Origin of the sequence: Pseudomonas sp. PDM18 (assembly GCF_014852585.1) — a bacterium.
Taxonomy (GTDB): domain Bacteria; phylum Pseudomonadota; class Gammaproteobacteria; order Pseudomonadales; family Pseudomonadaceae; genus Pseudomonas.
Window position 1 is genome coordinate 679,295 of sequence record NZ_JACVBX010000001.1, and the last position, 22,186, is coordinate 701,480.

The following is a 22,186-nucleotide window of genomic DNA, read 5'->3' on the forward strand; positions in this document are numbered from 1 at the left end:
CAGCTTCTCCTCTCAAGGCGCTGCGCTGAGCGCCCAGGTGATGGCGCAGAGAATCAGCACGAACAACGCGCAGTCGAACAGCGCCTCGTGCCAGATCCAGCGCCCGAAGGGGGTGGCCTGCAGCAGCAGGCGCAATACGACCGTCAGGCCCAGAGCAAGCACCGCATAGATGAACAGCGGGCTCAGGAACACTCCACCCCAGCCGAACTCATGCAGTCCCATTGGCGTCCTCCAGACGGCACCACTGGCGCCAGGTGCGGCGCAATTGCGCCAGCGCGGCACGGGCCAAGCGGTTGGGTTCGTTGTCGCCCTGCAGATCGTGCGCGAGGGCCTCTTCCAAAGGCGAGCAGAGGCTTTCCAGGCGCTGCTCGCGCCCGCCTCCGGGCCCTTTTTCCAGCACGCTGCCCAGCGCGCCGAGGAACTGGTCGCGGCGTTTGCGCAACTGTCCCTGGGCGCCGCTGAGGCAGGAGCGCAGGTGGATCAGCTCGTTGCCCAGGTCCAGCGCCAGCAGACCGTCCTGCCAGCGCCGCTGCTCCTCCTTCGGCAACAGGGTGTAGTGCCGCGCCAGGCGGATCAGGCGGTCGGCCATGCGCCCGCCGAACCAGCTCTCGGCTTCGGCCAGCGGCCGCCGGGTCAGCCGCCCGAGGTCTTCGCAGGTGGCCTGGATCAACCGCCGGTTGAGCCAGTCCGCCGGCAGGGTGAGCAGGCGGAACACCAGCACCGCAAAACCCACGCCGATGACGATGCCCTGCGCCGAATTGAGCAGATTGGCGAGGTCGTACCTCATCACGTTGCTCGGCGCCACCAGGGTGATGAAATGGATCGAGAAGGATGTCGCCGTACCCGCCAGCGCCGGCGTCGCCATGCCCAGCAGCGCAAAGAACAGCGGCACGCCCAGGGCCAGGCAAAGCAGCGGGAAGCCGTTCCACTGCGGCAGCAGCCACTGGGTCACCACCGCAGCGGCGGGCACGGCGAGGAGAATGCCGCGCAGGAAGCCCAGACCGATGGCGACTGCGTTGTCACGGTTGGCGAACAGGCTGCAGATCACCGCGGCCAGCAACATGCCACCCGTAGCCGCCGGCCAGGCCGTGGCCATCCAGAAGGCCGACATGCCTAGCAGCGCCAGCGCACTGCGCAGTCCATAGAACAACGCCATCAACCAGTCGCGGTGCCAGGACAGGGTGCCGGTGGCGACATCGTCCACCCGCCCGTCCGCCACCGCTCGCATGGTCTTCTCCGAGTTCAGCGCCTTGAGCAGCAGCAGGGCGCAGCGGGTCAGGCAATAACGCAGGTCGTTGGAGTAGCCCTCTTCCAGACCAGCCTCCTGCAAGCGCTGCTGCAATGAACGTATGGCATCGACCTGCGGATCGTCCAGTACAGCGCGCAGTTCGTCGAACCAGGGTTGCAGACGCGCGCGGTCCTCGGCATCCAGCACGCTGCGCTGGCGGGCCACGCCGCGCGCGGTGCGCAGCAGGCTGAGCAGGTCGCGGGAAAGAATCCGCAGCGCACGCGAACGCATCCGCCCGCGGTAGCCCTCGAACCAGGCGTGGTCACGCTGCACATCGACTTCGACGATCTTGCCCAGCGCCTGCAGCAGGCCCTTTATCTGCCGCGCGTCGGCGTCGATCTCGCTGCGCGCGGCCTGCATGCCGGTGAGCCAGGTGGCGTGGGCCTGCTTGTCCAGGTTGGCCTCGACGCGGCGCGGCCAGAGGATGGCGCTGACCGCCGAGGCGCAGATAATCCCCAGGCAGATTTCCGTACTGCGCGCCACAGCCTGATCGAAGACGTCCAGCGGATGGCTGATCGCCGGCAGGCCGATGATCGCCACGGTGTAGCCCGACAGCACGAACGCGTAAGAGACGTGGTTGCGCAGGGAAGTGGAAGCGGCGGTACAGAGCCCTAGCCAGAGCGAGATGGCCAGCAGGAATAGCCAGGGCGTCTGGGCGAACAGCGCGAGCATCACCACCGACATGACCGTGCCGATCAGGGTCCCGATCAGGCGGAAGATGCCCTTGGCGACCACCATGCCCGACAGCGGCTGGGAGACGATGAACACCGTCATCAGCGCCCACTGCGGCTGTTCGAGGTCGAAACGGAAGGCACACCAGAGCGCCAGGCCGCCTGCCAGGAGGGTCTTGATCGCGAATTTCAGCGCCAGCGTATCCGGCGCGAGGAATGCCTGTAGCGTAGGTCGCACGCGGTCTCTCGAAAGGGTCCGGATCTATCGCATAAAGATAGTCGGCAACGGGGATGACGGAATCGTTGTCGATAATATTATTAGCAGGCTAACAATATGTCATCCCGACTTTCGTCGAGGCAAAAAAAACGGGCGACCTAAGTCGCCCGAAGTGCCTTGCGTGCTCTGTGTATCCGTAAGGATCAGCCCTTCTTGTGGCTGTCCTTCCAGATGAAAATTCCGACCCCACCGAAGAACAGAACCATGAGGCCAACGGTGAGGACGCCTGCTAGAACCACTTCGTCGATGAACATGATGCTGGCCTCCTGTTGCCTACATCGTCTGGGGATGTGTGCAGATTACCGGCGGCCGGGTGGGACCAATTGACCTGGATCAATGGTCGACAAGGCGCTTTCCGGGGAGGGCCGGAGCACTGACGCAGATCAAGTTCCGGAGGGTATCGGGTGCGGCGGGAAGCCGCGCAGAGCGGGGCCTTGCGGTCCCGGGAGGGGGTAAATCAGCGCTTCTTCGGCTTGTTCTTGCCCTTCTTGCGTGGCTTGCCCAGTGGCAGCGCCTGCTCGAAGGCCTTGCGCACGTCCTGCAGACGCTTTTCGTGCACGTCGTGGATGCGCTTGTCGCGCTCGGCGGTGAAGTCGATCAGCTTGTCGTCGTTGCTCATGGCAGGGCGTGCACCAGGCGGAAAGTCAGATTCAGGCGCGGAGCAACCGGACGGCGCGTCTTGGCAACCTGATGTTGCCAATAATGCTGTGTCGCGCCAGACATGACCAGCAGCGATCCGCCGGCCAGCTCGATGGAGTGTTCGATTGTATTTCGTCCCTTGCGCCGCAGATCGAAGCGCCGCGTGCCGCCAAGGTTCAGCGAGGCCACCACCGGGTTGCGTCCGAGCTCCGGCTCGTCGTCGCTGTGCCAGCCCATCGAGTCCTGGCCGTCGCGGTAATAGTTGAGCAGCACGCCGTTGAAGCGCTGGCCGGCGGTCTGCTCCACCGCCGAGCGGATTTCCGCCAGCAGCGGCGTCCAGGGCAGCGGCGCGTGGGTCTGGCCGGAGTAGGTATAGAAAGCCTCGGGATCGCCGTACCAGTTGACCAGGCGCGGCACCGGGTAATCGCGCCCGTGCAGGTGCACGACGGTCTGCTCCCAGGGCGTCTGTTCGAGCAATTGCTCAAACCACTGGGCCGCGCGTACCTGCGTGCACCAGTCGGGAATCAGGCGCAGCTCGGCATCGGATAGAAGGATCGGGGCGTCGTCGAACAGCATGGAAAGCTCGGTTACTCAGCGATGGGGCCAGTCTACTCCCCCGCCTGGTCAGACCTCGACATCGATCCACAGCCCCTTGCGCTGGGCGGCCTGTACGTCTTCGCCCAGTTCCTCGACTTCCTCCAGTTCTTCCAGCGCCTCGCCCTCGGGGGTGCCGTCGGCGAGCTGGCGACGTTTGCGCCGGCGCTGGTATTCCTCGCGCAGCGCCTGTTCGTCAGGGCGACGCTCCAGCTCCACGCCGGCATTGCCCGCGCTGGGCGCAGGCGGAGTCACCGGGGCGACATCCGGTCGCGGCTTGGGCACGTCCTGCTGGGCAGTGACGGGTGCCAGACTATGGGGAATGGGCGGCAGCATCGAGTGTTCCTGGGGGCGAGCCCCTGTGGGGAAGTGCGCTGACAAGTCCTCTGGTCAGGCTATCGGCCAGAGTGCTACAGACTTGAGTGTGCCTCGCTACACTTTCCACGATTCGCGATGAGTGCGCGCCTCCAACTGGCCCTGCCAATGATTCGGACGACCGGAGGCGCCGACGGCCATCGCTGAACGCTGCGCGTTCCGGTACCATAGCCGGCTTTTTTTGGGAGGTGTCCATGGCGCAGTATCAACCCGGTCAACGCTGGATCAGCGACAGTGAAGCGGAACTCGGCCTGGGGACCATCCTGGCACTGGACGGCCGCATGCTCACGGTGCTCTATCCCGCCACCGGTGATACCCGCCAGTACGCCGAGCGCAATGCACCGCTGACCCGTGTGCGCTTCGCCCCAGGCGATCAAATCACCCATTTCGAAGGCTGGAAGATGACCGTCCGCGAAGTGGACGAGATCGACGGCCTGCTGATCTACCACGGCCTCACCGCGCAGAACGAGCAGCACACCGTCCCGGAAACCCAGCTGTCGAACTTCATCCAGTTCCGCCTGGCCAGCGACCGCCTGTTCGCCGGGCAGATCGACCCGATGTCCTGGTTCGGCCTGCGCTACCACACCCTGGAACACCGCACCCGCCTGCTGCAGTCCTCGCTCTGGGGCCTGGGCGGCGCCCGCGCGCAACCCATCGCGCACCAGTTGCACATCGCCCGCGAAGTCGCCGACCGCATGGCGCCGCGCGTCCTGCTGGCCGACGAAGTGGGCCTGGGCAAGACCATCGAAGCCGGCCTGGTGATCCACCGCCAGCTGCTCTCCGGCCGCGCCAGCCGCGTGCTGATCCTGGTGCCGGAGAACCTGCAGCACCAGTGGCTGGTGGAAATGCGCCGGCGCTTCAACCTGGAAGTCGCCCTGTTCGACCGCGAGCGTTTCGTCGAGAGCGATGCCAGCAACCCCTTCGAAGACACCCAGTTGGCCCTGGTGGCGCTGGAGTGGCTGCGCGAGGACGAGAAGGCCCAGGACGCGCTGTTCGCCGCCGAGTGGGACATGCTGGTGGTCGACGAAGCCCACCACCTCGTATGGCATCCGGAACAGGCCAGCCCCGAATACCAGCTGGTCGAGCAACTCGCCCAGGTCATCCCCGGCGTGCTGCTGCTCACCGCGACCCCGGAACAGCTCGGCCTGGACAGCCACTTCGCCCGCCTGCGCCTGCTCGACCCGGACCGCTTCCACGACCTGGAAGCCTTCCGCACCGAAAGCACCCAGTACCGCCCGGTAGCCGAAGCGGTGCAAGAGCTGGTGGACCAGGGCAGCCTCTCCCCCGCCGCCCGCCAGGCTATCCACGGCTTCCTCGGCAGCGAGGGCGACGACCTGCTGGCCAGCGTCGAGGCCGGCAATGAAGACGCCCGCGCCCGCCTGATACGCGAGCTGCTCGACCGCCATGGCACCGGCCGTGTGCTGTTCCGTAACACCCGTGCCGCCGTGCAGGGCTTCCCGGAGCGCCAGCTGCATCCCTATGTGCTGGCCAACCCGATCGAGTACATGGAGCTGCCGCTGGGCGAGCACCCGGACCTCTACCCGGAGGTCAGCTTCCAGGCGCAGTCCGACGATAGCGACGAGAACAACCGTTGGTGGCGCTTCGACCCGCGCGTCGAGTGGCTGATCGACACCCTGAAGATGCTCAAGCAGTACAAGGTGCTGGTGATCTGCGCCCACGCCGAGACCGCCATGGACCTGGGCGACGCCCTGCGCCTGAAGTCCGGCGTCCCGGCCACCGTGTTCCACGAGGGCATGAGCATCCTTGAGCGCGACCGCGCCGCCGCCTACTTCGCCGATGAAGAATTCGGCGCCCAGGTGCTGATCTGCTCGGAAATCGGCAGCGAAGGCCGCAACTTCCAGTTCGCCCACCACCTGGTGCTGTTCGACCTGCCGGCCCACCCGGACCAGTTGGAACAGCGCATCGGCCGTCTCGACCGGATCGGCCAGAAGCACACCATCCAGATCCACGTGCCGCACCTGGAAAACAGCCCGCAGGAACGCCTGTTCCAGTGGTACCACCAGGCGCTGAACGCCTTCCTCAACACCTGCCCCACCGGCAACGCCCTGCAGCACCGCTTCGGCCCGCGCCTGGTGGAGCTGCTCGATGGCGGTGACGACGACGCCTTCGAGGCCCTGCTGGCCGAAGGTACCGCTGCCCGCGAAGCGCTGGAAGCGGAGATGCACAACGGCCGCGACCGCCTGCTGGAGCTGAACTCCGGCGGTGCCGGTGAAGGCGAGGCGCTGGTGGAAGAGATCGAGGAACAGGACGACCAGTTCGCTCTGCCGATCTACATGGAGCGTCTGTTCGACACCTACGGTATCGACAGCGAGGACCATTCCGAGAACGCGCTGATCCTGCGCCCGAGCGAGAAGATGCTCGACGCCAGCTTCCCGCTGGGCGACGACGAAGGCGTGACCGTCACTTACGACCGCGCCCAGGCCCTGGCCCGTGAAGACATGCAGTTCCTCACCTGGGAGCACCCCATGGTGCAGGGCGGCATGGACCTGGTGCTGTCCGGCTCTCTGGGCAACACCTCGGTGGCGCTGATCAAGAACAAGGCGCTCAAGCCCGGCACCGTGCTGCTGGAGCTGCTGTTCGTCAGCGAAGCCGTCGCGCCGCGCAAGCTGCAGCTGGGCCGCTTCCTGCCGCCGGTGGCGCTGCGCTGCCTGATGGACGCCAACGGCAACGACCTGTCCTCGCGTGTGTCCTTCGAGACCCTGAACGACCAGCTGGAAAGCGTACCGCGCGCCAGCGCCAACAAGTTCGTGCAGGCGCAGCGTGATGTACTGGCCAAGCAGTTCGCCCAGGCCGAGATCAAGATCACCCCGCGTCATGCCGAGCGCGTCGAAGCCGCCCGCCAGCAGCTGACCGCGACCCTGGACGAGGAACTGGCGCGCCTGACCGCGCTCAAGGCCGTCAACCCCAGCGTGCGCGACAGCGAGCTGGACGCCCTGCGCAAGCAGCGCGACGACAGCCTGGCGCTGCTGGACAAGGCCTCCCTGCGCCTGGAAGCGATCCGCGTACTGGTCGCTGGCTGATCCCCGCCGTCGCGTCATGAAGAAGCCGCCACCGGGCAACCGGTGGCGGCTTTTTTCATGCCTGGCCGGCGCGCCGGCCGACTTCGAAACACCCCGTTACGCCGCTCTATTCCCGGCACGATCGGACACACCGACTACCATTGACGCTGCGCAAGGGAATCTCCGCCCTGGAGGGATAGAGTTTTCCTACCAAGCCACTCATTGAGGGAACACATCATGTACGAGCGCATTCTGGTAGCGGTGGACGGCAGCCCGGTTTCCGACCGAGCCCTGGTTGAAGCGGCCAAGCTGGCCCAGCTGAGCGGCGGCGAGCTGCGGGTCATCACCATCATCGACAGCCCGCTGCGCCATCTGCCCGACTACGCCGTGTACTACAACCCGGAGCCGCTGCGCGAAGCAGCGCTGAAGGCCGCCGACGACATCCTCGCCAAGGCGAAGGACAAGATCGCCGAATTCCCGGTGAAAACCAGTTTCGAGCGGGTCTGCCAGGAACGCGCCAGCGAAGAGATCGCCGAGCGCATCGAGATCGAGGCCGAAGGCTCCAAGGCCGACATCATCGTCATGGGCACCCACGGCCGCCGCGGTGTGCGCCGCCTGATGCTGGGCAGCGTGGCCGAAGGCCTGCTGCGCGTCAGCAACCGCCCGGTGCTGCTGGTTCGCGAGAAGTAACAGCCCCCGGAAAGACAAAAGGCCCTGCGGCTTTCGTCGCAGGGCCTTTTTCATGGCCGTCGTTCAGGCAGGCTCAGTCATTGCGCGGCGGTCATATCGCGTTTGCAGGAGTGGAAGATGTCCAGGTCCGGCTGGTACAGGCTGGTGTGCACACCGTAAAGACCAAGCACCGAGTGGAACAGGTTGTCGTGGCTCAGCTCGGCGCCGTCGGCCTTCTTCTCCAGGCAACCGCGATCCACACCCATGCCGCCCAGCGCGCCGCTGCCGAACCACATCACCATGGGCACATGGGTCTGCGCTTTCGGGGCGATGGCATAGGGCGCAGCGTGCAGGTAGACGCCATTCTCGCCCAGAGATTCGCCGTGGTCGGAGACATAGACCATCGAGGTGTCGAAGCGCTCCTGGTTCTGCTTGAGCAGCTCGACCACCTTGGACAGGAAGAAGTCGGTGTAGAGGATGGTGTTGTCGTAGACGTTCACCAGCTCCTCGCTGCTGCAACTGCCCAGCTGGTTGGTGCGGCACACCGGGGTGAAGCGCTCCAGCGACTTGGGATAGCGGTCGTAGTATTCCGGGCCGTGGCTGCCGTCGGCGTGCAGGACGATGATGGCGTTGTCCTTCAGTCCGTCGATGTACGCCTGCAGATTCTGCAGCAGAGCTTCGTCCAGGCAGTTCTTGCCGTCGCAGAACGGGCCGGGCTGATCCTTGGGAATATCGCGATTGGGCACGCGCAGGCAGGTGCCCTTGCAGTCGCTGTTGTTATCCAGCCACAGCACCGACACACCGACGCGCTGGAGGATGTCCAGCAGGCCCTGGTTGGTCTTGCCCTTCTTGTCGCTGTAGTCCTCGCGGGGGAACTTGGAGAACATGCAGGGCACCGACACCGCGGTGGAAGTGCCGCAGGAGCTGACGTTGGTGAAGTTGAGGATGTCGAGCTTCTTCAATTCCGGGTTGGTGTCGCGGGCGTAACCATTGAGGGAGAAGTGGTCCGCGCGAGCGGTTTCACCGACCACGAAGATCATCAGCGACTTGCGGCCATCGGCGCTCACCTTGCGCGGCATCACCGCGTCCTCGCCGATGGGCTGCACCACCAGGTGTTCCTTGATGCCCAGGCGCTGCTTGGTGAACTTGCTCACCGCGTAGATGTAGTTGGTCGGGTTGATGAAGTGGGTCAGTTTCTCCTCCTGGCGGAACACCGGGGCGTAGGTGGAATAGAACGCCCCCACGCAGACGGCGACCACCACCAGGCAGCCGAAGATCACCAGCACCTTGTTCAGCAGGCCGCGGAAGAACGAGCTGTAGCGCACCGGCGTCAGCCAGATGATCGTCACCGGCAGCACGCCGAGCACCAGCAGGTAGCCGACCATGCGCGCGCTGAACAGCGCGGTGGCCTCGCCAGGATTGGTCTCGATGACGTTCTGCACCATCACGGTATCGATCACGACACCGTAGGAGTTCATGAAGTACGCCGCGGACGCGGACACCAGCGCCACCAGGCTCAACGCGGGCTTGAGCAGCGGACGGAACGACACCAGGGTCAGCAGCAGGGTAAAGGCCGCCCACAGGAAGAGGCCGAAGGAGGCGAAGAACGCGACGCCCCAGAGGCCTTCCATGGGCACCAGGCTGTTCAGCGCCCGCCAGGTAGCGAAGTTGTAGAACAGCACCAGTGCCAGCGAGAACAGCAGGACCAGCCGCGCAGAGCTGACCTGGGGGAAGAGGCGGCGCTTGCCCTCGGACATCGAGCGCACTCCTTACATCGATAGTCGGATAGGAAATGGATGGCCGACCCTGCCGGCCGGCGGCGCAACTCTAGCGGGCAGTTAGTCAAAAAAGTGTCAAGTTGGCTACAAGCTTTCGTCCGGTGGTCGGATCTGTGATCGGCTGGAACCTGGTACTACCGTACGTCGCGCGCATTCCGGCATTACGCCGAAAACTCAACGAGTTCCTTGCAGCGTCATCCTGACTTCCTAGACTTGACGCAAAGTGATATCAATCTGCCTCCTCCCCCGACATCCGGAGCATCCCGCCCATGGACTGGCACCAGGACGCCGTACCCGATGCTGTGCTGCTGGAGTGTTCTCACAACCCCGGACTGGTCCTCCTGGCCATCCTCATCGGCTGCGTCGCCAGCTTCGTCGCGCTGAACATCGCCGCGCGCATGGTCCGCGCGCCGCAACACGCACACCGCTGGCAATGGGTCGGTGGCATCTGCCTGGGAAGCGGCATCTGGTCGATGCACTTCGTTTCCATGCTGGCCTTCCACGCCTCGGTGCCGCTGCACTTCGCCGGAGGGCTGACGCTGCTTTCGCTGCTCATCGCCATCGCCATCTGCGTGATCGCCATGCGCCTGCTCGCCCACGCCGGGTTGAGCCCGTTGCAGTACCTGCTGGCCGCCTGTTGCATCGGCGCCAGCATCGCCGGCATGCACTACACCGGCATGGCCGCCATCGAGTCACCGCCGATGCAGCACTACGACCCGCTGCTGGTCACGCTCTCGGTACTGATGGCCGTCCTGGTGGCTTTCGTCGCGCTGGTACTGGCGCCGGTACTCAACCGCCAGCCGGCGGGCCGCCAGTGGATCTACCAGATTCTCGCCAGCCTGCTGCTGGGCGGCGCCATTTCCAGCATGCACTTCACCGGCATGGCCGCGCTGACCCTGACCCTGCCCAGCTGGGTAGCTCCAGTGGCGGACATGGGGCGCAACAATGCCATCCAACTCGGCCTGATGGTCGGCCTGCTGGCGCTGGCCGTGGTGATGGCCGGGCTCTGGGCGGCCTGGATCGAGGACAGCCTGGAAAGCAAGGTGAGCGAGCTGAGCCGGGTCAACGCCCTGCTCAACCAGTTGGACAGCGCCAACGCCTCGCTGCAGAAACTGGCGCGCTTCGACGGCCTCACCGGCTTGCATAACCGTAACGCGCTGAACGACGAGTTCGAGGCTCGCTTGCAACGCAACCGGCAGAAGGCCCAGGGGATGGCGGTCATCCTACTGGACCTGGACCACTTCAAGCGGGTCAACGACTCCCTCGGCCACGCCGCTGGCGACGAACTGCTGTGCATCGTCTCCGAGCGCATCCGCAGCGCACTGCGCAGCACCGACCTGCTGGCGCGCTTTGGCGGCGACGAGTTCTGCATCCTCGCCGACCTGGGCGAGGACCACGAGGCGCGCATCCTCGCCCAGCGCCTGATGCAACGCATGAAGGAGCCGATCAGCATCGCCGGGCGCAGCTTGGTGATGACCATGAGCGTCGGCATCAGCCTGTTCCCCAACGACAGCGAACAGCCCGAGGAATTGCTCAAGCATGCGGACCTCGCGCTCTACCAGTCCAAGGGCAACGGTCGCAACGCCACGCACTTCTTCAGCCCGCACCTGAAGACCAAGGCGACCCAGGAACTGCAATTGGAAGAGGAACTGCGCAAGGCGCTGTGGGACGACGAACTGGTGCTCTACTACCAACCCATCCTGCGCATTGAGCACGGCGAGGTGGAGCAACTCGAAGCCCTGGTGCGCTGGAAACACCCGACCCACGGGCTGCTGGCGCCGGACCGATTCATCGGCCTGGCGACCGCCAACGGCCTGATCGGCGCGCTGGATGCCTGGGTAATGCGCCGCGCCTGCGAAGACCTGCGCCGCCTGCACGACTTGGGCTACAAGGACCTGCGGGTGGCGGTGAACTGCTGCGCCAGCAACCTGGGCCGCGAGGGGCTGGTCGATGAAGTCCAGCAGACTCTCGCCGACACCGGCCTCGCCGCACGCTACCTGGAGATGGAAGTCACCGAGAACGCCGTGATGGCCAACATCAACCAGGCCATCCCGCTGCTCAATCGCCTGCGCGACCTGGGCGTGAGCCTGTCCATCGACGACTTCGGCACCGGCTATTCGTCGCTCTCCTACCTGCGCCAGCTGCCGCTGGATGCGCTGAAGGTGGACCGTTCCTTCATCCGCGACGTGCCGCAATCAAGGCGTGACAGCGAGATCGCCCAGGCCATCATCGCCATGGCGCAGAAGCTGCACCTCAAGGTGATCGCCGAAGGCGTGGAGCACGCGCAGCAACTGGCGTTCCTGCGCGACAACCATTGCGAGCTGGCCCAGGGTTACCTGTTCAGCCGGCCGCTGCCCCTCTCCGCGCTGGTGGAGTTCCTCGAGGCCTACCGCGAGGACAGCGACTCGGCGCTGCTGCGCAGCCAGGCCTGAGGCCCGTGATCCAGGCTCAGAAATCAAACTTGCCGGCACGCCAGCGCGGCAGCCAGCGCAGGGAGTCGGCCGTGGTGCCGGTGGGGCGGTACTCGGCGCCCAGCCAACCGTCGTAGCCGACGTCGTCGAGCACCTGCAGCGGCACTTCGAACTCCATCTCGCCCGAGCCCGGTTCGCCGCGCTCAGGATAGTCGGCGAACTGCACGTGGCCGATCTGGCCCATCAGCGCGTAGATGCAATCCACCAGCTCCAGGCCCATGCGCGCCATATGGTAGAGGTCCAGCTGCGCGCGCAGGTTCTTCCGCGCCACGCGCTCGAGCATGTCCTGCAAGTGCTCGGGGGTGTTGAGCAGGAAGTCCTTCATGTCGTGGCAGTTGATGGCTTCCATCAGCACGTCGGTGCCGCTGCCGGCGAACGCATCGCAGGTGGCGCGCAGGCGCTCGGCCAGGGTCTGCAGCGCGACTTCGCGCTCCTGCCCCTCGACCAGCCGGCCAGCCAGCACGTTGATGTGCTGCGGCTGCACGATGCGCGCATAGTCCAGCGCCTTGGCCAGCGCCGCTTCGAACTCCGCCGCACGTTCCGGCACGGCGGCGATGCCGGGACCGCCCTGCATCAAGTCACCAGCCGGCAGGTTGATCAACACCAGCGGCAGGCCGGCTTCGTCCAGTGCGGCTTTCAGGTCCTGTGCGGGGACGTCGTAGGGAAACTGGATCTCCACGCCCTCGAAACCGGCCTTGGCGGCGGCGTCGATGCGCTGCAGCAGCGGGACCTCGGTGAACAGCAGGGACAGGTTGGCGCAGAGTTTCATGCGGGGAATTCCTTCGACTGACGGTATTGCTCGACCAGGGTAGCCGGGTCGCGTTCGAGATTGCCCGGGCTGCCATGCAGGCGCATCAGCTGCGCGGCGAGGCCGCTCATGGGCGTGGCCGAGCCTTCCTCGCGGGAAAGCTTGACGGCGGTGTCCAGGTCCTTGAGCAGCGTGCGCACATGCCATTTCACCGGTTCGAAACGGCTCTCGGCCATCTGCGGGGCAAGGATCTGCAGGGGTTTCGAATCGGCGAAACCGCCCGCCAGCGCCGGGGCGATCAGACTGGCATCGACGCCTGATTTTTCCGCCAGCGCCACCACCTCGGCGATCACCAGGGCATTGCAGGCGACGATCATCTGATTGCACACCTTGGTCACCTGCCCTGCGCCCACATCCCCCATGCGCGTCAGGCGCTGACCGAGATGGGCGAGGATCGGCCGCACCCGCTCGATATCCTCGACACGGCCGCCGGCCATGATCGCCAGGGTGCCGGCTTCGGCGCCCGGCGTGCCACCGGAAACCGGCGCATCGACCCAGCGCATGCCGGTGCGCGCTTCCAGCTCGGCGGCCATCTCGCGGGTGGCGGCCGGCTCAAGGCTGGAGAAGTCCACCAGCACCTGACCGGCGCGGGCGCTCTCGACGATACCGCCAGCGCCGAACACCACTTCGCGCACGGCGTCGGTATCGGCCAGGCAGAGCATCACCACCTCGGCGTCGGCACAGAGCTGCGCGGGCGTTTCCACGGCCCGGGCGCCTTCGGCGGCCAGCAGCTCACGCTTGCCAGCGGAGCGGTTCCACACGGCCAGCGGGTAACCGGCGGCGAGCAGGCGGCGCGTCATGGGTACCCCCATCAGGCCGAGACCGGCAAAAGCGAGGGATGGCAAAGGGGACGACATGGGGTGATCTCCAGTTCGACAGCAGGACGGGCACGGGGAGGCGGCATTCTAGCAGGCGCGAAGGTGCCCCGGCCGGCAACGCTTTAGATAGCGGGACGGCTGCCAAACAGGCGCGCCGCCACTATACTCCCGGAGTTTTTTCCGCCATTGAACCGGAGAACTCTCCCCATGCTGAAACGCTCCCTGGCGCTCGCCGCCGGTTTTGCCCTGTCCCTGTCCGCCGTTTTCGCCCACGCCGACACCCCGAAAGAACTGAAAGTCTCGGCCATTCCCGATGAAGCCCCCACCGAACTGCTGCGCAAGTTCAAGCCGCTGGGTGCCTATCTGGAAGAGCAACTGGGCATGCCGGTGAAGTTCATCCCGGTGTCCGACTATGCCGGCGTGGTCGAAGCCCTGGCTTCGGATCGCCTCGACATGGCCTGGCTGGGCGGCTTCACCTTCGTCCAGGCGCGCCTGAAGACCGGCAACGCTATCCCGCTGGTACAGCGCGAGCAGGACCAGCAGTTCACCAGCAAATTCATCACTGCCGACCCGAACGTGAAATCGATCCAGGACCTCAAGGGCAAGACCTTCGCCTTCGGTTCCGTGTCGTCCACCTCCGGCAGCCTGATGCCGCGCTACTTCATGCAGAAGGACGGCGTGGTGCCTGAGCAGTTCTTCTCCCGCGTCGCCTACTCCGGCGCTCACGACGCCACCGTGGCCTGGGTCCAGGCCGGCAAGGTCGACGCCGGCGTGCTCAACGCCTCGGTCTGGCAGAAGCTGGTGGACAGCGGCAAGGTCGACACCAGCAAGGTGAAGGTCTTCGCCACTACCCCGACCTACTACGACTACAACTGGACCGTGCGCGGCAACCTCGACCCCGCGCTGGCGGAGAAGATCAAGAAGGCTTTCCTCGCCCTCGACCCGAGCAAACCGCGCGACAAGGAAATCCTCGACCTGCAGGCGGCCAGCCGTTTCATCGACACCAAGCCGGAAAACTACAAGGGCATCGAGGAATCGGCGCGCGCCGCCGGCCTGCTGAAGTGACCCTGAAACTGACCGGCGTGGAGCACATCCACGCCAACGGCCAGCGCTCGCTCGCCGGTATCGACCTCAGCGTCGCTGCCGGTGAACGGGTGGCGATCATCGGCCCGTCGGGTGCCGGCAAGACCACCCTGCTGCGCATCCTCGCCACCGCACTGAAACCCGCTTCCGGCAGTTTCGACCTGCTCGGCACTCAGCCGTGGGCGCTGAGCGGCTCGGCACGTCAGCGCCTGCGCTCGCGCATTGCCCTGGTACACCAGGCGCCCCCGCTGCCACCGCGCCAGCGGGTGGTCACCGCCGTGCTCGCCGGCCGCCTCGGCCAGTGGCCGCTGTGGAAAAGCCTGGCCAGCCTGTTCTACCCCGTCGACAGCGCCGGCGCCCGCAGCGAACTGCAGCGCCTGGACCTGGGCGACAAACTCTTCGAACGCTGCGACCAGCTCTCGGGCGGACAGTTGCAACGGGTCGGCATCGCCCGTGCGCTGTACCAGCAGGCCGAAGTGCTGCTGGCCGATGAACCCGTCTCGGCCATGGACCCGGTGCTCGCCGGCCATACCCTCGGCGTACTCACCCGTGAAGCGCAGAACCGTGGCGTGACGCTGCTGGCCAGCCTGCATGCGGTGGACCTGGCGCTGGAGCACTTCCCGCGTATCGTCGGCGTACGCGACGGACGCATCGCCTTCGACAAGGCGGCGGAGAACGTCACTCCCGAGGACCTGCGCGCCCTCTACGCCAACGAGCAACTCGGCCAGCAGGAAACTTCCTCGCCGGTGGGCAAACCGCTGGTGGTGCAGATTCCGCGATGCTGAACCCCGCGCTTTCCAAGAGCCCTCCGCGCGACCCGGCGGCGCTGCCGCGCCTGCTACTCACCCTGCTCGCCCTGGCTTTACTTTGGCCGGGCCTGCGTCTGTCCGAGCTGGATATCGCCGGCCTGTTCAGCGGCGACAACGCGCGGACCATGGCCAACTTCCTCGGCGGTTTCTGGCCGCCGGCCCATGACGAAGAATTCCTCGCCCTGCTTGGACGCGCCACCCTGGAAACCCTCGCGATTGCCACCGCCGGCATGGCACTGGCATGGCTGATCGCCTTCCCCGCCGCCCTGCTGGCAACCCGCGCGCTGTCGATCTCCGCCCTGCCCCGCGGCGGCCTGCCGGCCTGGTGGGCGCGTGCGCTGCGCTGGCCGGTGCGCGGGCTGCTGATCGTGCTGCGCAGCGTGCCGGAAATCGTCTGGGCGCTGCTTTTCGTCCGCGCCGTGGGCCTGGGCCCCACCGCTGGCGTGCTGGCCATCGCCATCACCTACGGCGGCATGCTCGGCAAGGTCTACGCGGAAATCTTCGAATCGGTGGACCCGCGCCCGACCCGCGCCCTGCTGCTGGGCGGTGGTTCGCGGCTGCAGGCCTTCGCCTACGGCGTACTGCCCTCGGCCGCGCCGGAACTGATCTCCTACACCGTCTACCGCTGGGAATGTGCGATCCGCGCCTCGGTAGTGATGGGCTTCGTCGGCGCCGGTGGCCTCGGCCAGCAGATCGACCTGTCGCTGCGCATGTTCGCCGGGGGCGAGGTGGCGAGCATCCTGCTGACCTTCCTGGTACTGGTGCTGGGCGCCGACCTGCTCAGCCGCTTCCTGCGCGGGAGGCTCGAATGACCGGCCTGCTGCGCAGCCTGGGCTGGCTGCTGCTGATCCTGCTCGCCATCGGTGCGTCCTTCGCCTACCTGGAGATGGACACCGGCGGGCTGTTCGACGCGCGCGGCCTCGGCCAGATGCTCGACTACGGTCGCGATTTTCTCTCGCCGGACCTGGGCGCCACACACCTCACGGCAGTCGGTCGCGGTGCCCTGGAAACCCTGGCGATGTCAGCCATCGGCACCCTGCTCGCGGCGCTGCTGGGGATGCTGCTCGCGCTGCCGGCGGCCGGGCGTTTCGGACGGATCGCACAAAGCCTGTCGCGCTTGTTGCTCAACGCTCTGCGCGCGGTGCCGGAACTGGTCTGGGGTGCACTGATGGTGCTGGCCGCCGGGCTCGGCCCGAACGCAGGCACGCTCGCGCTGGCGCTACACACGGGTGGCGTGCTCGGACGACTGTTCGCCGAGGCGCTGGAGAATACCCCGACCGCGCCGGCAGAGGCCGTACGCCTGGCAGGCGGCGGTCGCGTCGCCGCCTTCGCCTACGGCACCCTTCCCGCTGTATGGCCGCAGTTGGTGGCCTACATGCTTTATCGCTGGGAAAACAACATCCGCATGGCCAGCGTGCTCGGCTTCGTCGGCGCAGGCGGCCTGGGGCAGATGCTGTATTTCAGCCTCAGCCTGTTCCAGCAGGCCCAGGCGGCCACGGTGATAATCGCCATGCTGCTACTGGTGCTGTGCGTCGACAGCCTGAGTGCCTGGGCGCGGCAGCGCTGGGTCAGCCACTAAGTTCCGCGGCAGACAACGCACAATAAAAAGCCCGGCACTTGGCCGGGCTTTTTATTGAATGCGTAGCTTACGAGTCGCCGTGGATCACCTTGTCCAGGTCGATCGGATCGCCAGGATGGGTGCCGAGTTTCTGGCGGATGTCCTCGAACATCGCGTCGTACTCCTTGTGGTTGCGCACCATCGAGCCAAACCGCGGGTGGAGGCCGTGCTTCTGCGCAATGCGGGTAGCATCGCTGGCAAAGTTGAAGGCCTGCTCCTTGGGCATGTCCCACTCTTCGGTAAAGGCATTACCGTCGATCTCGCCCTTCATGGTGAAGTGGACAATGGTGCCTTTTTCCACATCCTTGCGGACTTCATAGTTGATGTGAGCGTCAATCTCCTGCTGCCCCAGCCCCGGCAGGGACTGAAGATGCAGATGGCCCGGTTCGAACATGGCGAATCTCCTTCTATGGAATCCCGACAGTCTAGCCGGCCTTTTCGAATTGGAAATCGCCCCGCATCAGTGCACGGACTCTTTTCGAACTCTTTCTTGAACCAGCACCCAGGGCGCAATCACCACGGCCCAGAGTTCCGGGTCACGGTCGTGGAAATCCTGCGCCAGCTTTTCGTCCACCTTGCCCAGGTCACCACTGGCCAACCAGGCGGCGACCTTCGCTCGATCATCCTCGGCCACGCCCATCGCGACCTCTACCAGATCGGCGCAAGCCCCGACCTTGAGCAGGTTGCCGCGGGCGAAGAAGGGCGCGAGCTCCTGCCAGGAAATCTTCGCGGTTTCGCCAAGCAACTTGGCATAGAGGGTGCTAGCTTGTTCAGTCATGAATCTCACCTGGTAAACGAACGGCGCCATGATAGCGCCGGGACCGCGCCAGGCAAGGTTCGGACGGCGTTTTCGCTGGTGACGGAACCCACAGGGAAAAGTCATACAGCGCCGTTTTTCTGTACGTTTGTTTCAATCTTGCGACATGCCCACAATCGGCTGCCCGCCACCCGCTTTTCAAGCGGTCCGGCGGCGCTCTACACTGTACCGGTACAGTTGCCGGTGGGTCTGTCCGGGGCAATCCCGGTCCGGTGAGCCGCTGGCAACCAGGACTACAAAAACGAAAACACAAGAAGAGTGGAGCATTATGAAAAAGGGTACTCAGCGTCTTTCCCAGCTGTTCACCGCCATGGCCCTGGCCGGCGTTGCCAGCTTCTCCATGGCCGCCGACACCATCAAGATTGCTCTGGCCGGCCCGGTGACCGGCGCAGTCGCCCAGTACGGGGAGATGCAGTTCATTGGCGCGAAAATGGCCATTGAGCAGATCAACAAGGCCGGCGGCGTCGACGGCAAGCAACTCGAAGGCGTGGTCTACGACGACGCTTGCGATCCGAAACAAGCCGTGGCCGTTGCCAACAAGATCGTCAACGATGGCGTCAAGTTCGTCGTTGGCCACCTGTGCTCCAGCTCCACTCAACCGGCTTCGGATATCTACGAAGACGAAGGCGTGCTGATGATCACCGCCGCCTCCACCAGCCCGGACATCACCTCCCGCGGCTACAAGCTGATCTTCCGCACCATCGGCCTGGACAGCCTGCAGGGCCCGACCGCCGGCAAGTTCATCGCCGAGCACATCAAGCCCAAGACCGTGGCCGTGATCCACGACAAGCAGCAGTACGGCGAAGGCATCGCCACTGCGGTGAAGAAGACCCTCGAAGGCGCCGGTATCAAGGTTGCCCTGTTCGAAGGCATCAACGCCGGCGACAAGGACTTCTCCGCGATGATCGCCAAGCTCAAGCAGGCCAAGGTCGACTTCGTCTACTACGGTGGCTACCACCCGGAGCTGGGCCTGATCCTGCGCCAGGCTTCCGAGAAAGGCCTGAAAGTCGGCTTCATGGGCCCGGAAGGCGTGGGTAACAAAGAGATCTCCGCCATCGCCGGCCCGGCTTCCGAAGGCCTTTACGTGACCCTGCCGAAGTCCTTCGACCAGGATCCGAAGAACCAGGCTCTGGTTGACGCCTTCAAGGCCAAGAACGAAGACCCGAGCGGTCCGTTCGTGTTCCCGGCCTACGCCGCCGTCCAGGTCATCGCCGAAGGCATCAAGAAAGCCGGTAGCGAAGAGACCGACAAGGTAGCCGCCGCCCTGCGCTCCAACACCTTCGCTACTCCGACCGGTGACCTGGCCTTCGACGAGAAGGGCGACCTGAAGAACTTCAACTTCGTGGTCTACCAGTGGCACAAGGACGGCACCAAGACCGAAGCCAAGTAAGCCACCCGCCGCCACACAAAGCCCACTGCCCACGGCAGTGGGCTTTGTTTATCCGAGTATTCCGGGGGTCCGTCGCGCCACAAGCGCCGCTTCACGCGACGCCCGAGGAGTTAGGTAATGCCTGAGCTCTATCACTACCTGCAACAGCTGATCAACGGCCTCACCGTCGGCAGCACCTATGCCCTGATCGCCATCGGCTACACCATGGTCTACGGCATCATCGGCATGATCAACTTCGCCCATGGCGAGGTGTACATGATTGGCTCGTACGTAGCCTTCATCGTGATCACGGGGCTGGCTATGATGGGGATCGTTAGTCTCCCTGTCGTTATCATCTGCACCTTCGCCGCGGCGATCATCGTCACCAGCGCCTACGGCTACAGCATCGAACGCATCGCCTACCGGCCCCTGCGTGGAAGCAACCGGCTGATTCCGCTGATCTCCGCGATCGGCATGTCGATCTTCCTGCAGAACGAGGTCCTGCTCGCCCAGGACTCCAAGGACAAGGCCATCCCAAACCTGCTGCCGGGCAACTTCATCATCGGCGCTGACGAGATGACCGGCGTAACCATCTCGTACATGCAGGTGCTGATCTTCATCGTCACCTTGCTGACCATGTACGGCCTGTCCATGTTCATCTCCCGTTCCCGCCTGGGCCGCGCCTGCCGCGCCTGCGCCGAGGACCTGAAGATGGCCAACCTGCTGGGCATCAACACCAACAACATCATCGCCCTGACCTTCGTCATCGGCGCCACCCTGGCCGCCGTGGCCGCGGTGCTGCTGGGCCTGCAGTATGGCGTGATCAACCCGCACATCGGCTTCCTCGCCGGCATCAAGGCGTTCACCGCCGCGGTGCTGGGCGGCATCGGCAGCATTCCGGGCGCCATGCTCGGCGGCCTGGTGCTGGGCGTTGCCGAAGCCTTCGGCGCCGACGTGTTCGGTGACCAGTACAAGGACGTGGTGGCCTTCACCCTGCTGGTGCTCGTCCTGCTCTTCCGCCCCACTGGCCTGCTCGGTCGCCCGGAGGTGGAAAAGGTATGAGCCAGAAAATCAAGACCGCCTTCTTCAGCGCCCTGCTGGTGATGGCCGTCGCCTATCCGGTGCTGGGCATCAAGCTCAGTGTGATCGGCATCGGCCTGCAACTGGAGAACGTCAGCCCCACTCGCCTGTGGACCATCGCCGCCTGCGCCGTGCTGATGTTCGTCTGGCAACTGGTGCGTGATCGCTTCGCCTTCGGCGGCAGCGTGAAACAGGCGCTGTCGCACCCGCATACCAAGCTGGCCGAACGCCTGACCCACGCTTCCGTGCAACGCAAGATCATCATGGTGCTGATCCTCATCGCCCTCGCCTGGCCGTTCTTCGGCTCGCGCGGCGCGGTGGACATCGCCACCCTGATCCTGATCTACGTGCTGCTGGGCCTGGGCCTGAACATCGTGGTGGGCCTGGCCGGCCTGCTCGACCTCGGCTACGTCGGCTTCTACGCCGTGGGCGCCTACAGCTACGCGCTGCTGTCGCACTACTACGGCCTGGGCTTCTGGGTGTGCCTGCCGATCGCCGGCCTGATGGCCGCGTTCTTCGGCTTCATCCTCGGCTTCCCGGTGTTGAGATTACGCGGTGACTACCTCGCGATCGTGACCCTGGGCTTCGGCGAGATCATCCGCATCCTGCTGCGCAACATGACCTGGCTCACCGGCGGCCCCAACGGCATCAGCAACATCGAGAAGCCGACCCTGTTCGGCCTCACCTTCGAGCGCCGCGCCCCAGAGGGCATGCAGACCTTCCACGAGTTCTTCGGCATCGCCTACAACTCGAACTACAAGGTCGTGTTCCTCTATCTGGTCGCGCTGCTGCTGGTGCTGCTGGTGCTGTTCGTGATCAACCGTCTGCTGCGCATGCCCCTGGGCCGTGCCTGGGAAGCCCTGCGCGAAGACGAGATCGCCTGCCGCGCGCTCGGTCTGAACCCGACGCTGATCAAGCTCTCCGCCTTCACCCTCGGCGCCTGCTTCGCCGGTTTCGCCGGCAGCTTCTTCGCCGCGCGCCAGGGCCTGGTCACCCCGGAGTCGTTCACCTTCATCGAATCGGCCATCATCCTCGCCATCGTGGTGCTGGGTGGCATGGGTTCCCAGCTCGGCGTCATCCTGGCCGCCGTGGTGATGATCCTGCTGCCCGAACTGATGCGTGAGTTCAGCGAGTACCGCATGCTGATGTTCGGCGCCCTCATGGTGCTGATGATGATCTGGCGTCCGCAGGGGCTTCTGCCCATGCAGCGCCCGCACCTGGAGTTGCGAAAATGAGCCGACCGATTCTTGAAGTAGCCGGCCTCACCATGCGATTCGGCGGGCTGCTGGCCGTCAACAACGTGGCCCTGAAGGTCCAGGAAAAACAGGTGATCTCGATGATCGGCCCCAACGGCGCCGGCAAGACCACTGTGTTCAACTGCCTGACCGGCTTCTATGCGCCTACCGGTGGCGAGATCCTGCTGCGCGGCGAGCCCATCCAGGGCCTGCCGGGCCACAAGATCGCTCACAAGGGCGTAGTGCGGACCTTCCAGAACGTGCGTCTGTTCAAGGAGATGACCGCGGTGGAGAACCTGCTGGTGGCGCAACACCGGCACATCAACACCAACTTCCTCGCCGGCCTGCTCAAGACCCCGTCCTTCCGCCGCGCGGAAGCCGAGGCCCTGGACTACGCCTCGCACTGGCTGGAAATCGTCAACCTCAAGGACATCGCCAACCGCCCGGCGGGCACCCTCGCCTACGGCCAGCAGCGCCGCCTGGAGATCGCCCGCTGCATGATGACCCGTCCGCAGTTGCTGATGCTGGACGAACCAGCGGCCGGCCTGAACCCGCGGGAAACCGAGGACCTCAAGGCGCTCATTGCCATGTTGCGCTCCGAGCACGGCGTCACCGTCCTGCTCATCGAGCACGACATGAAGCTGGTGATGAGCATTTCCGACCATATCTACGTGATCAACCAGGGCACCCCCCTTGCGGACGGCACCCCGGAGGAAATCCGCGGCAACCCGGATGTGATCAAAGCCTATCTGGGGGAGTCCTGAGTC

22 protein-coding genes are annotated in these 22,186 nt (G+C 65.2%); 11 read left to right on the top strand and 11 right to left on the bottom strand.

Features of this window, described 5'->3' with window-relative positions; translation table 11 throughout:
- Nucleotides 1–12 precede the first annotated feature (12 nt).
- From IB274_RS03345 to IB274_RS03365, 6 genes are all read right to left on the bottom strand, one after another.
- Nucleotides 13–222, bottom strand: coding sequence for a DUF1656 domain-containing protein (locus tag IB274_RS03345; protein WP_037010214.1), 210 nt, complete (start codon nt 220–222; stop codon nt 13–15).
- Nucleotides 209–2,197: an FUSC family protein gene (locus IB274_RS03350; protein ID WP_192430649.1), complete on the bottom strand. Its 1,989-nt coding sequence runs from the start codon at nt 2,195–2,197 to the stop codon at nt 209–211. Before IB274_RS03350 ends, IB274_RS03345 begins: the two co-directional genes overlap by 14 nt.
- 182 nt (nt 2,198–2,379) lie before the next feature.
- Nucleotides 2,380–2,490 (bottom strand): cytochrome c oxidase subunit CcoM, encoded by a 111-nt coding sequence (gene ccoM, locus IB274_RS29915; protein WP_277873429.1) that lies wholly within the window; start codon nt 2,488–2,490, stop codon nt 2,380–2,382.
- A 203-nt stretch (nt 2,491–2,693) separates the two neighbouring features.
- Nucleotides 2,694–2,855: a hypothetical protein gene (locus tag IB274_RS03355; RefSeq protein WP_192430650.1), complete on the bottom strand. Its 162-nt coding sequence runs from the start codon at nt 2,853–2,855 to the stop codon at nt 2,694–2,696.
- On the bottom strand, nt 2,852–3,451 hold the full coding sequence (locus tag IB274_RS03360; RefSeq protein WP_192430651.1) for an alpha-ketoglutarate-dependent dioxygenase AlkB family protein: 600 nt from the start codon (nt 3,449–3,451) through the stop codon (nt 2,852–2,854). Before IB274_RS03360 ends, IB274_RS03355 begins: the two co-directional genes overlap by 4 nt.
- A gap of 48 nt (nt 3,452–3,499) precedes the next feature.
- Nucleotides 3,500–3,805, bottom strand: a complete 306-nt coding sequence (locus tag IB274_RS03365; protein ID WP_081515872.1) for an aspartate-semialdehyde dehydrogenase — start codon at nt 3,803–3,805, stop codon at nt 3,500–3,502.
- A 227-nt stretch (nt 3,806–4,032) separates the two neighbouring features.
- On the opposite strand from IB274_RS03365, the gene rapA reads away from it, so the two are divergent.
- Both rapA and IB274_RS03375 read left to right on the top strand, forming a co-directional pair.
- Nucleotides 4,033–6,885: an RNA polymerase-associated protein RapA gene (rapA, locus tag IB274_RS03370; protein WP_192430652.1), complete on the top strand. Its 2,853-nt coding sequence runs from the start codon at nt 4,033–4,035 to the stop codon at nt 6,883–6,885.
- A gap of 216 nt (nt 6,886–7,101) precedes the next feature.
- A complete protein-coding gene (locus IB274_RS03375; protein WP_192430653.1) occupies nt 7,102–7,554 on the top strand; it encodes a universal stress protein in 453 nt (150 codons plus the stop codon).
- Between the two features lie 77 nt (nt 7,555–7,631).
- Here IB274_RS03375 and IB274_RS03380 read toward each other — a convergent pair whose 3' ends face one another.
- Complete coding sequence (locus IB274_RS03380; RefSeq protein WP_192430654.1) at nt 7,632–9,290, bottom strand: phosphoethanolamine transferase; 1,659 nt, start codon at nt 9,288–9,290, stop codon at nt 7,632–7,634.
- 290 nt (nt 9,291–9,580) lie between these two features.
- Between IB274_RS03380 and IB274_RS03385 the strand changes: the two genes are divergently transcribed.
- Complete coding sequence (locus tag IB274_RS03385) at nt 9,581–11,743, top strand: putative bifunctional diguanylate cyclase/phosphodiesterase (protein ID WP_192430655.1); 2,163 nt, start codon at nt 9,581–9,583, stop codon at nt 11,741–11,743.
- 16 nt (nt 11,744–11,759) lie between these two features.
- On the opposite strand, the gene IB274_RS03390 is transcribed toward IB274_RS03385, so the two are convergent.
- Nucleotides 11,760–12,551, bottom strand: a complete 792-nt coding sequence (locus tag IB274_RS03390; RefSeq protein WP_192430656.1) for a hydroxypyruvate isomerase family protein — start codon at nt 12,549–12,551, stop codon at nt 11,760–11,762.
- Nucleotides 12,548–13,447, bottom strand: coding sequence for an NAD(P)-dependent oxidoreductase (locus IB274_RS03395; protein ID WP_192430657.1), 900 nt, complete (start codon nt 13,445–13,447; stop codon nt 12,548–12,550). The genes IB274_RS03390 and IB274_RS03395 overlap by 4 nt, the downstream gene beginning before the upstream one ends.
- A 168-nt stretch (nt 13,448–13,615) precedes the next feature.
- Between IB274_RS03395 and IB274_RS03400 the strand changes: the two genes are divergently transcribed.
- The 4 genes from IB274_RS03400 to phnE are packed head-to-tail and all read left to right on the top strand — an operon-like array spanning nt 13,616 to nt 16,879.
- Complete coding sequence (locus tag IB274_RS03400; protein WP_192209803.1) at nt 13,616–14,473, top strand: putative selenate ABC transporter substrate-binding protein; 858 nt, start codon at nt 13,616–13,618, stop codon at nt 14,471–14,473.
- A complete protein-coding gene (locus IB274_RS03405; RefSeq protein ID WP_192430658.1) occupies nt 14,470–15,276 on the top strand; it encodes a phosphonate ABC transporter ATP-binding protein in 807 nt (268 codons plus the stop codon). The genes IB274_RS03400 and IB274_RS03405 overlap by 4 nt, the downstream gene beginning before the upstream one ends.
- Nucleotides 15,270–16,112: a PhnE/PtxC family ABC transporter permease gene (locus IB274_RS03410; protein WP_192430659.1), complete on the top strand. Its 843-nt coding sequence runs from the start codon at nt 15,270–15,272 to the stop codon at nt 16,110–16,112. The genes IB274_RS03405 and IB274_RS03410 overlap by 7 nt, the downstream gene beginning before the upstream one ends.
- Nucleotides 16,109–16,879 (top strand): phosphonate ABC transporter, permease protein PhnE, encoded by a 771-nt coding sequence (phnE, locus tag IB274_RS03415; protein WP_192430660.1) that lies wholly within the window; start codon nt 16,109–16,111, stop codon nt 16,877–16,879. The genes IB274_RS03410 and phnE overlap by 4 nt, the downstream gene beginning before the upstream one ends.
- A 67-nt stretch (nt 16,880–16,946) precedes the next feature.
- Here the strand turns inward: phnE and IB274_RS03420 are convergent, their stop codons facing one another.
- Both IB274_RS03420 and IB274_RS03425 read right to left on the bottom strand, forming a co-directional pair.
- The gene (locus IB274_RS03420) at nt 16,947–17,312 is read right to left on the bottom strand and encodes a DUF5064 family protein (RefSeq protein ID WP_192430661.1); all 366 of its coding nucleotides are present in this window, start codon (nt 17,310–17,312) and stop codon (nt 16,947–16,949) included.
- Nucleotides 17,313–17,378: 66 nt separating this feature from the next.
- Nucleotides 17,379–17,696 carry a DUF2288 domain-containing protein gene (locus tag IB274_RS03425; protein WP_192430662.1) on the bottom strand — a complete coding sequence of 106 codons (318 nt, stop codon included), beginning with the start codon at nt 17,694–17,696 and terminating at the stop codon, nt 17,379–17,381.
- Nucleotides 17,697–18,003: 307 nt separating this feature from the next.
- On the opposite strand from IB274_RS03425, the gene IB274_RS03430 reads away from it, so the two are divergent.
- The 4 genes from IB274_RS03430 (at nt 18,004) to livG (ending at nt 22,183) form a co-directional block, all read left to right on the top strand.
- Nucleotides 18,004–19,125, top strand: coding sequence for a branched-chain amino acid ABC transporter substrate-binding protein (locus IB274_RS03430; RefSeq protein WP_192430663.1), 1,122 nt, complete (start codon nt 18,004–18,006; stop codon nt 19,123–19,125).
- A gap of 117 nt (nt 19,126–19,242) precedes the next feature.
- A complete protein-coding gene (gene livH / locus IB274_RS03435; protein ID WP_192430664.1) occupies nt 19,243–20,166 on the top strand; it encodes a high-affinity branched-chain amino acid ABC transporter permease LivH in 924 nt (307 codons plus the stop codon).
- The gene (locus IB274_RS03440) at nt 20,163–21,419 is read left to right on the top strand and encodes a high-affinity branched-chain amino acid ABC transporter permease LivM (RefSeq protein WP_192430665.1); all 1,257 of its coding nucleotides are present in this window, start codon (nt 20,163–20,165) and stop codon (nt 21,417–21,419) included. Before livH ends, IB274_RS03440 begins: the two co-directional genes overlap by 4 nt.
- Nucleotides 21,416–22,183, top strand: a complete 768-nt coding sequence (gene livG / locus IB274_RS03445) for a high-affinity branched-chain amino acid ABC transporter ATP-binding protein LivG (protein ID WP_045210453.1) — start codon at nt 21,416–21,418, stop codon at nt 22,181–22,183. Before IB274_RS03440 ends, livG begins: the two co-directional genes overlap by 4 nt.
- Nucleotides 22,184–22,186: the final 3 nt, after the last annotated feature.

What these genes read in the sequence shown, in the direction of transcription:
- IB274_RS03345 (WP_037010214.1), bottom strand. Translation starts at nt 222, where the DNA reads ATGGGACTGCATGAGTTCGGCTGGGGTGGAGTGTTCCTGAGCCCGCTG.
- ccoM (WP_277873429.1), bottom strand. Translation starts at nt 2,490, where the DNA reads ATGTTCATCGACGAAGTGGTTCTAGCAGGCGTCCTCACCGTTGGCCTC.
- IB274_RS03355 (WP_192430650.1), bottom strand. Translation starts at nt 2,855, where the DNA reads ATGAGCAACGACGACAAGCTGATCGACTTCACCGCCGAGCGCGACAAG.
- IB274_RS03360 (WP_192430651.1), bottom strand. Translation starts at nt 3,451, where the DNA reads ATGCTGTTCGACGACGCCCCGATCCTTCTATCCGATGCCGAGCTGCGC.
- IB274_RS03365 (WP_081515872.1), bottom strand. Translation starts at nt 3,805, where the DNA reads ATGCTGCCGCCCATTCCCCATAGTCTGGCACCCGTCACTGCCCAGCAG.
- IB274_RS03375 (WP_192430653.1), top strand. Translation starts at nt 7,102, where the DNA reads ATGTACGAGCGCATTCTGGTAGCGGTGGACGGCAGCCCGGTTTCCGAC.
- IB274_RS03380 (WP_192430654.1), bottom strand. Translation starts at nt 9,290, where the DNA reads ATGTCCGAGGGCAAGCGCCGCCTCTTCCCCCAGGTCAGCTCTGCGCGG.
- IB274_RS03385 (WP_192430655.1), top strand. Translation starts at nt 9,581, where the DNA reads ATGGACTGGCACCAGGACGCCGTACCCGATGCTGTGCTGCTGGAGTGT.
- IB274_RS03390 (WP_192430656.1), bottom strand. Translation starts at nt 12,551, where the DNA reads ATGAAACTCTGCGCCAACCTGTCCCTGCTGTTCACCGAGGTCCCGCTG.
- IB274_RS03395 (WP_192430657.1), bottom strand. Translation starts at nt 13,447, where the DNA reads ATGTCGTCCCCTTTGCCATCCCTCGCTTTTGCCGGTCTCGGCCTGATG.
- IB274_RS03400 (WP_192209803.1), top strand. Translation starts at nt 13,616, where the DNA reads ATGCTGAAACGCTCCCTGGCGCTCGCCGCCGGTTTTGCCCTGTCCCTG.
- IB274_RS03410 (WP_192430659.1), top strand. Translation starts at nt 15,270, where the DNA reads ATGCTGAACCCCGCGCTTTCCAAGAGCCCTCCGCGCGACCCGGCGGCG.
- phnE (WP_192430660.1), top strand. Translation starts at nt 16,109, where the DNA reads ATGACCGGCCTGCTGCGCAGCCTGGGCTGGCTGCTGCTGATCCTGCTC.
- IB274_RS03420 (WP_192430661.1), bottom strand. Translation starts at nt 17,312, where the DNA reads ATGTTCGAACCGGGCCATCTGCATCTTCAGTCCCTGCCGGGGCTGGGG.
- IB274_RS03425 (WP_192430662.1), bottom strand. Translation starts at nt 17,696, where the DNA reads ATGACTGAACAAGCTAGCACCCTCTATGCCAAGTTGCTTGGCGAAACC.
- IB274_RS03430 (WP_192430663.1), top strand. Translation starts at nt 18,004, where the DNA reads ATGAAAAAGGGTACTCAGCGTCTTTCCCAGCTGTTCACCGCCATGGCC.
- livH (WP_192430664.1), top strand. Translation starts at nt 19,243, where the DNA reads ATGCCTGAGCTCTATCACTACCTGCAACAGCTGATCAACGGCCTCACC.
- IB274_RS03440 (WP_192430665.1), top strand. Translation starts at nt 20,163, where the DNA reads ATGAGCCAGAAAATCAAGACCGCCTTCTTCAGCGCCCTGCTGGTGATG.
- livG (WP_045210453.1), top strand. Translation starts at nt 21,416, where the DNA reads ATGAGCCGACCGATTCTTGAAGTAGCCGGCCTCACCATGCGATTCGGC.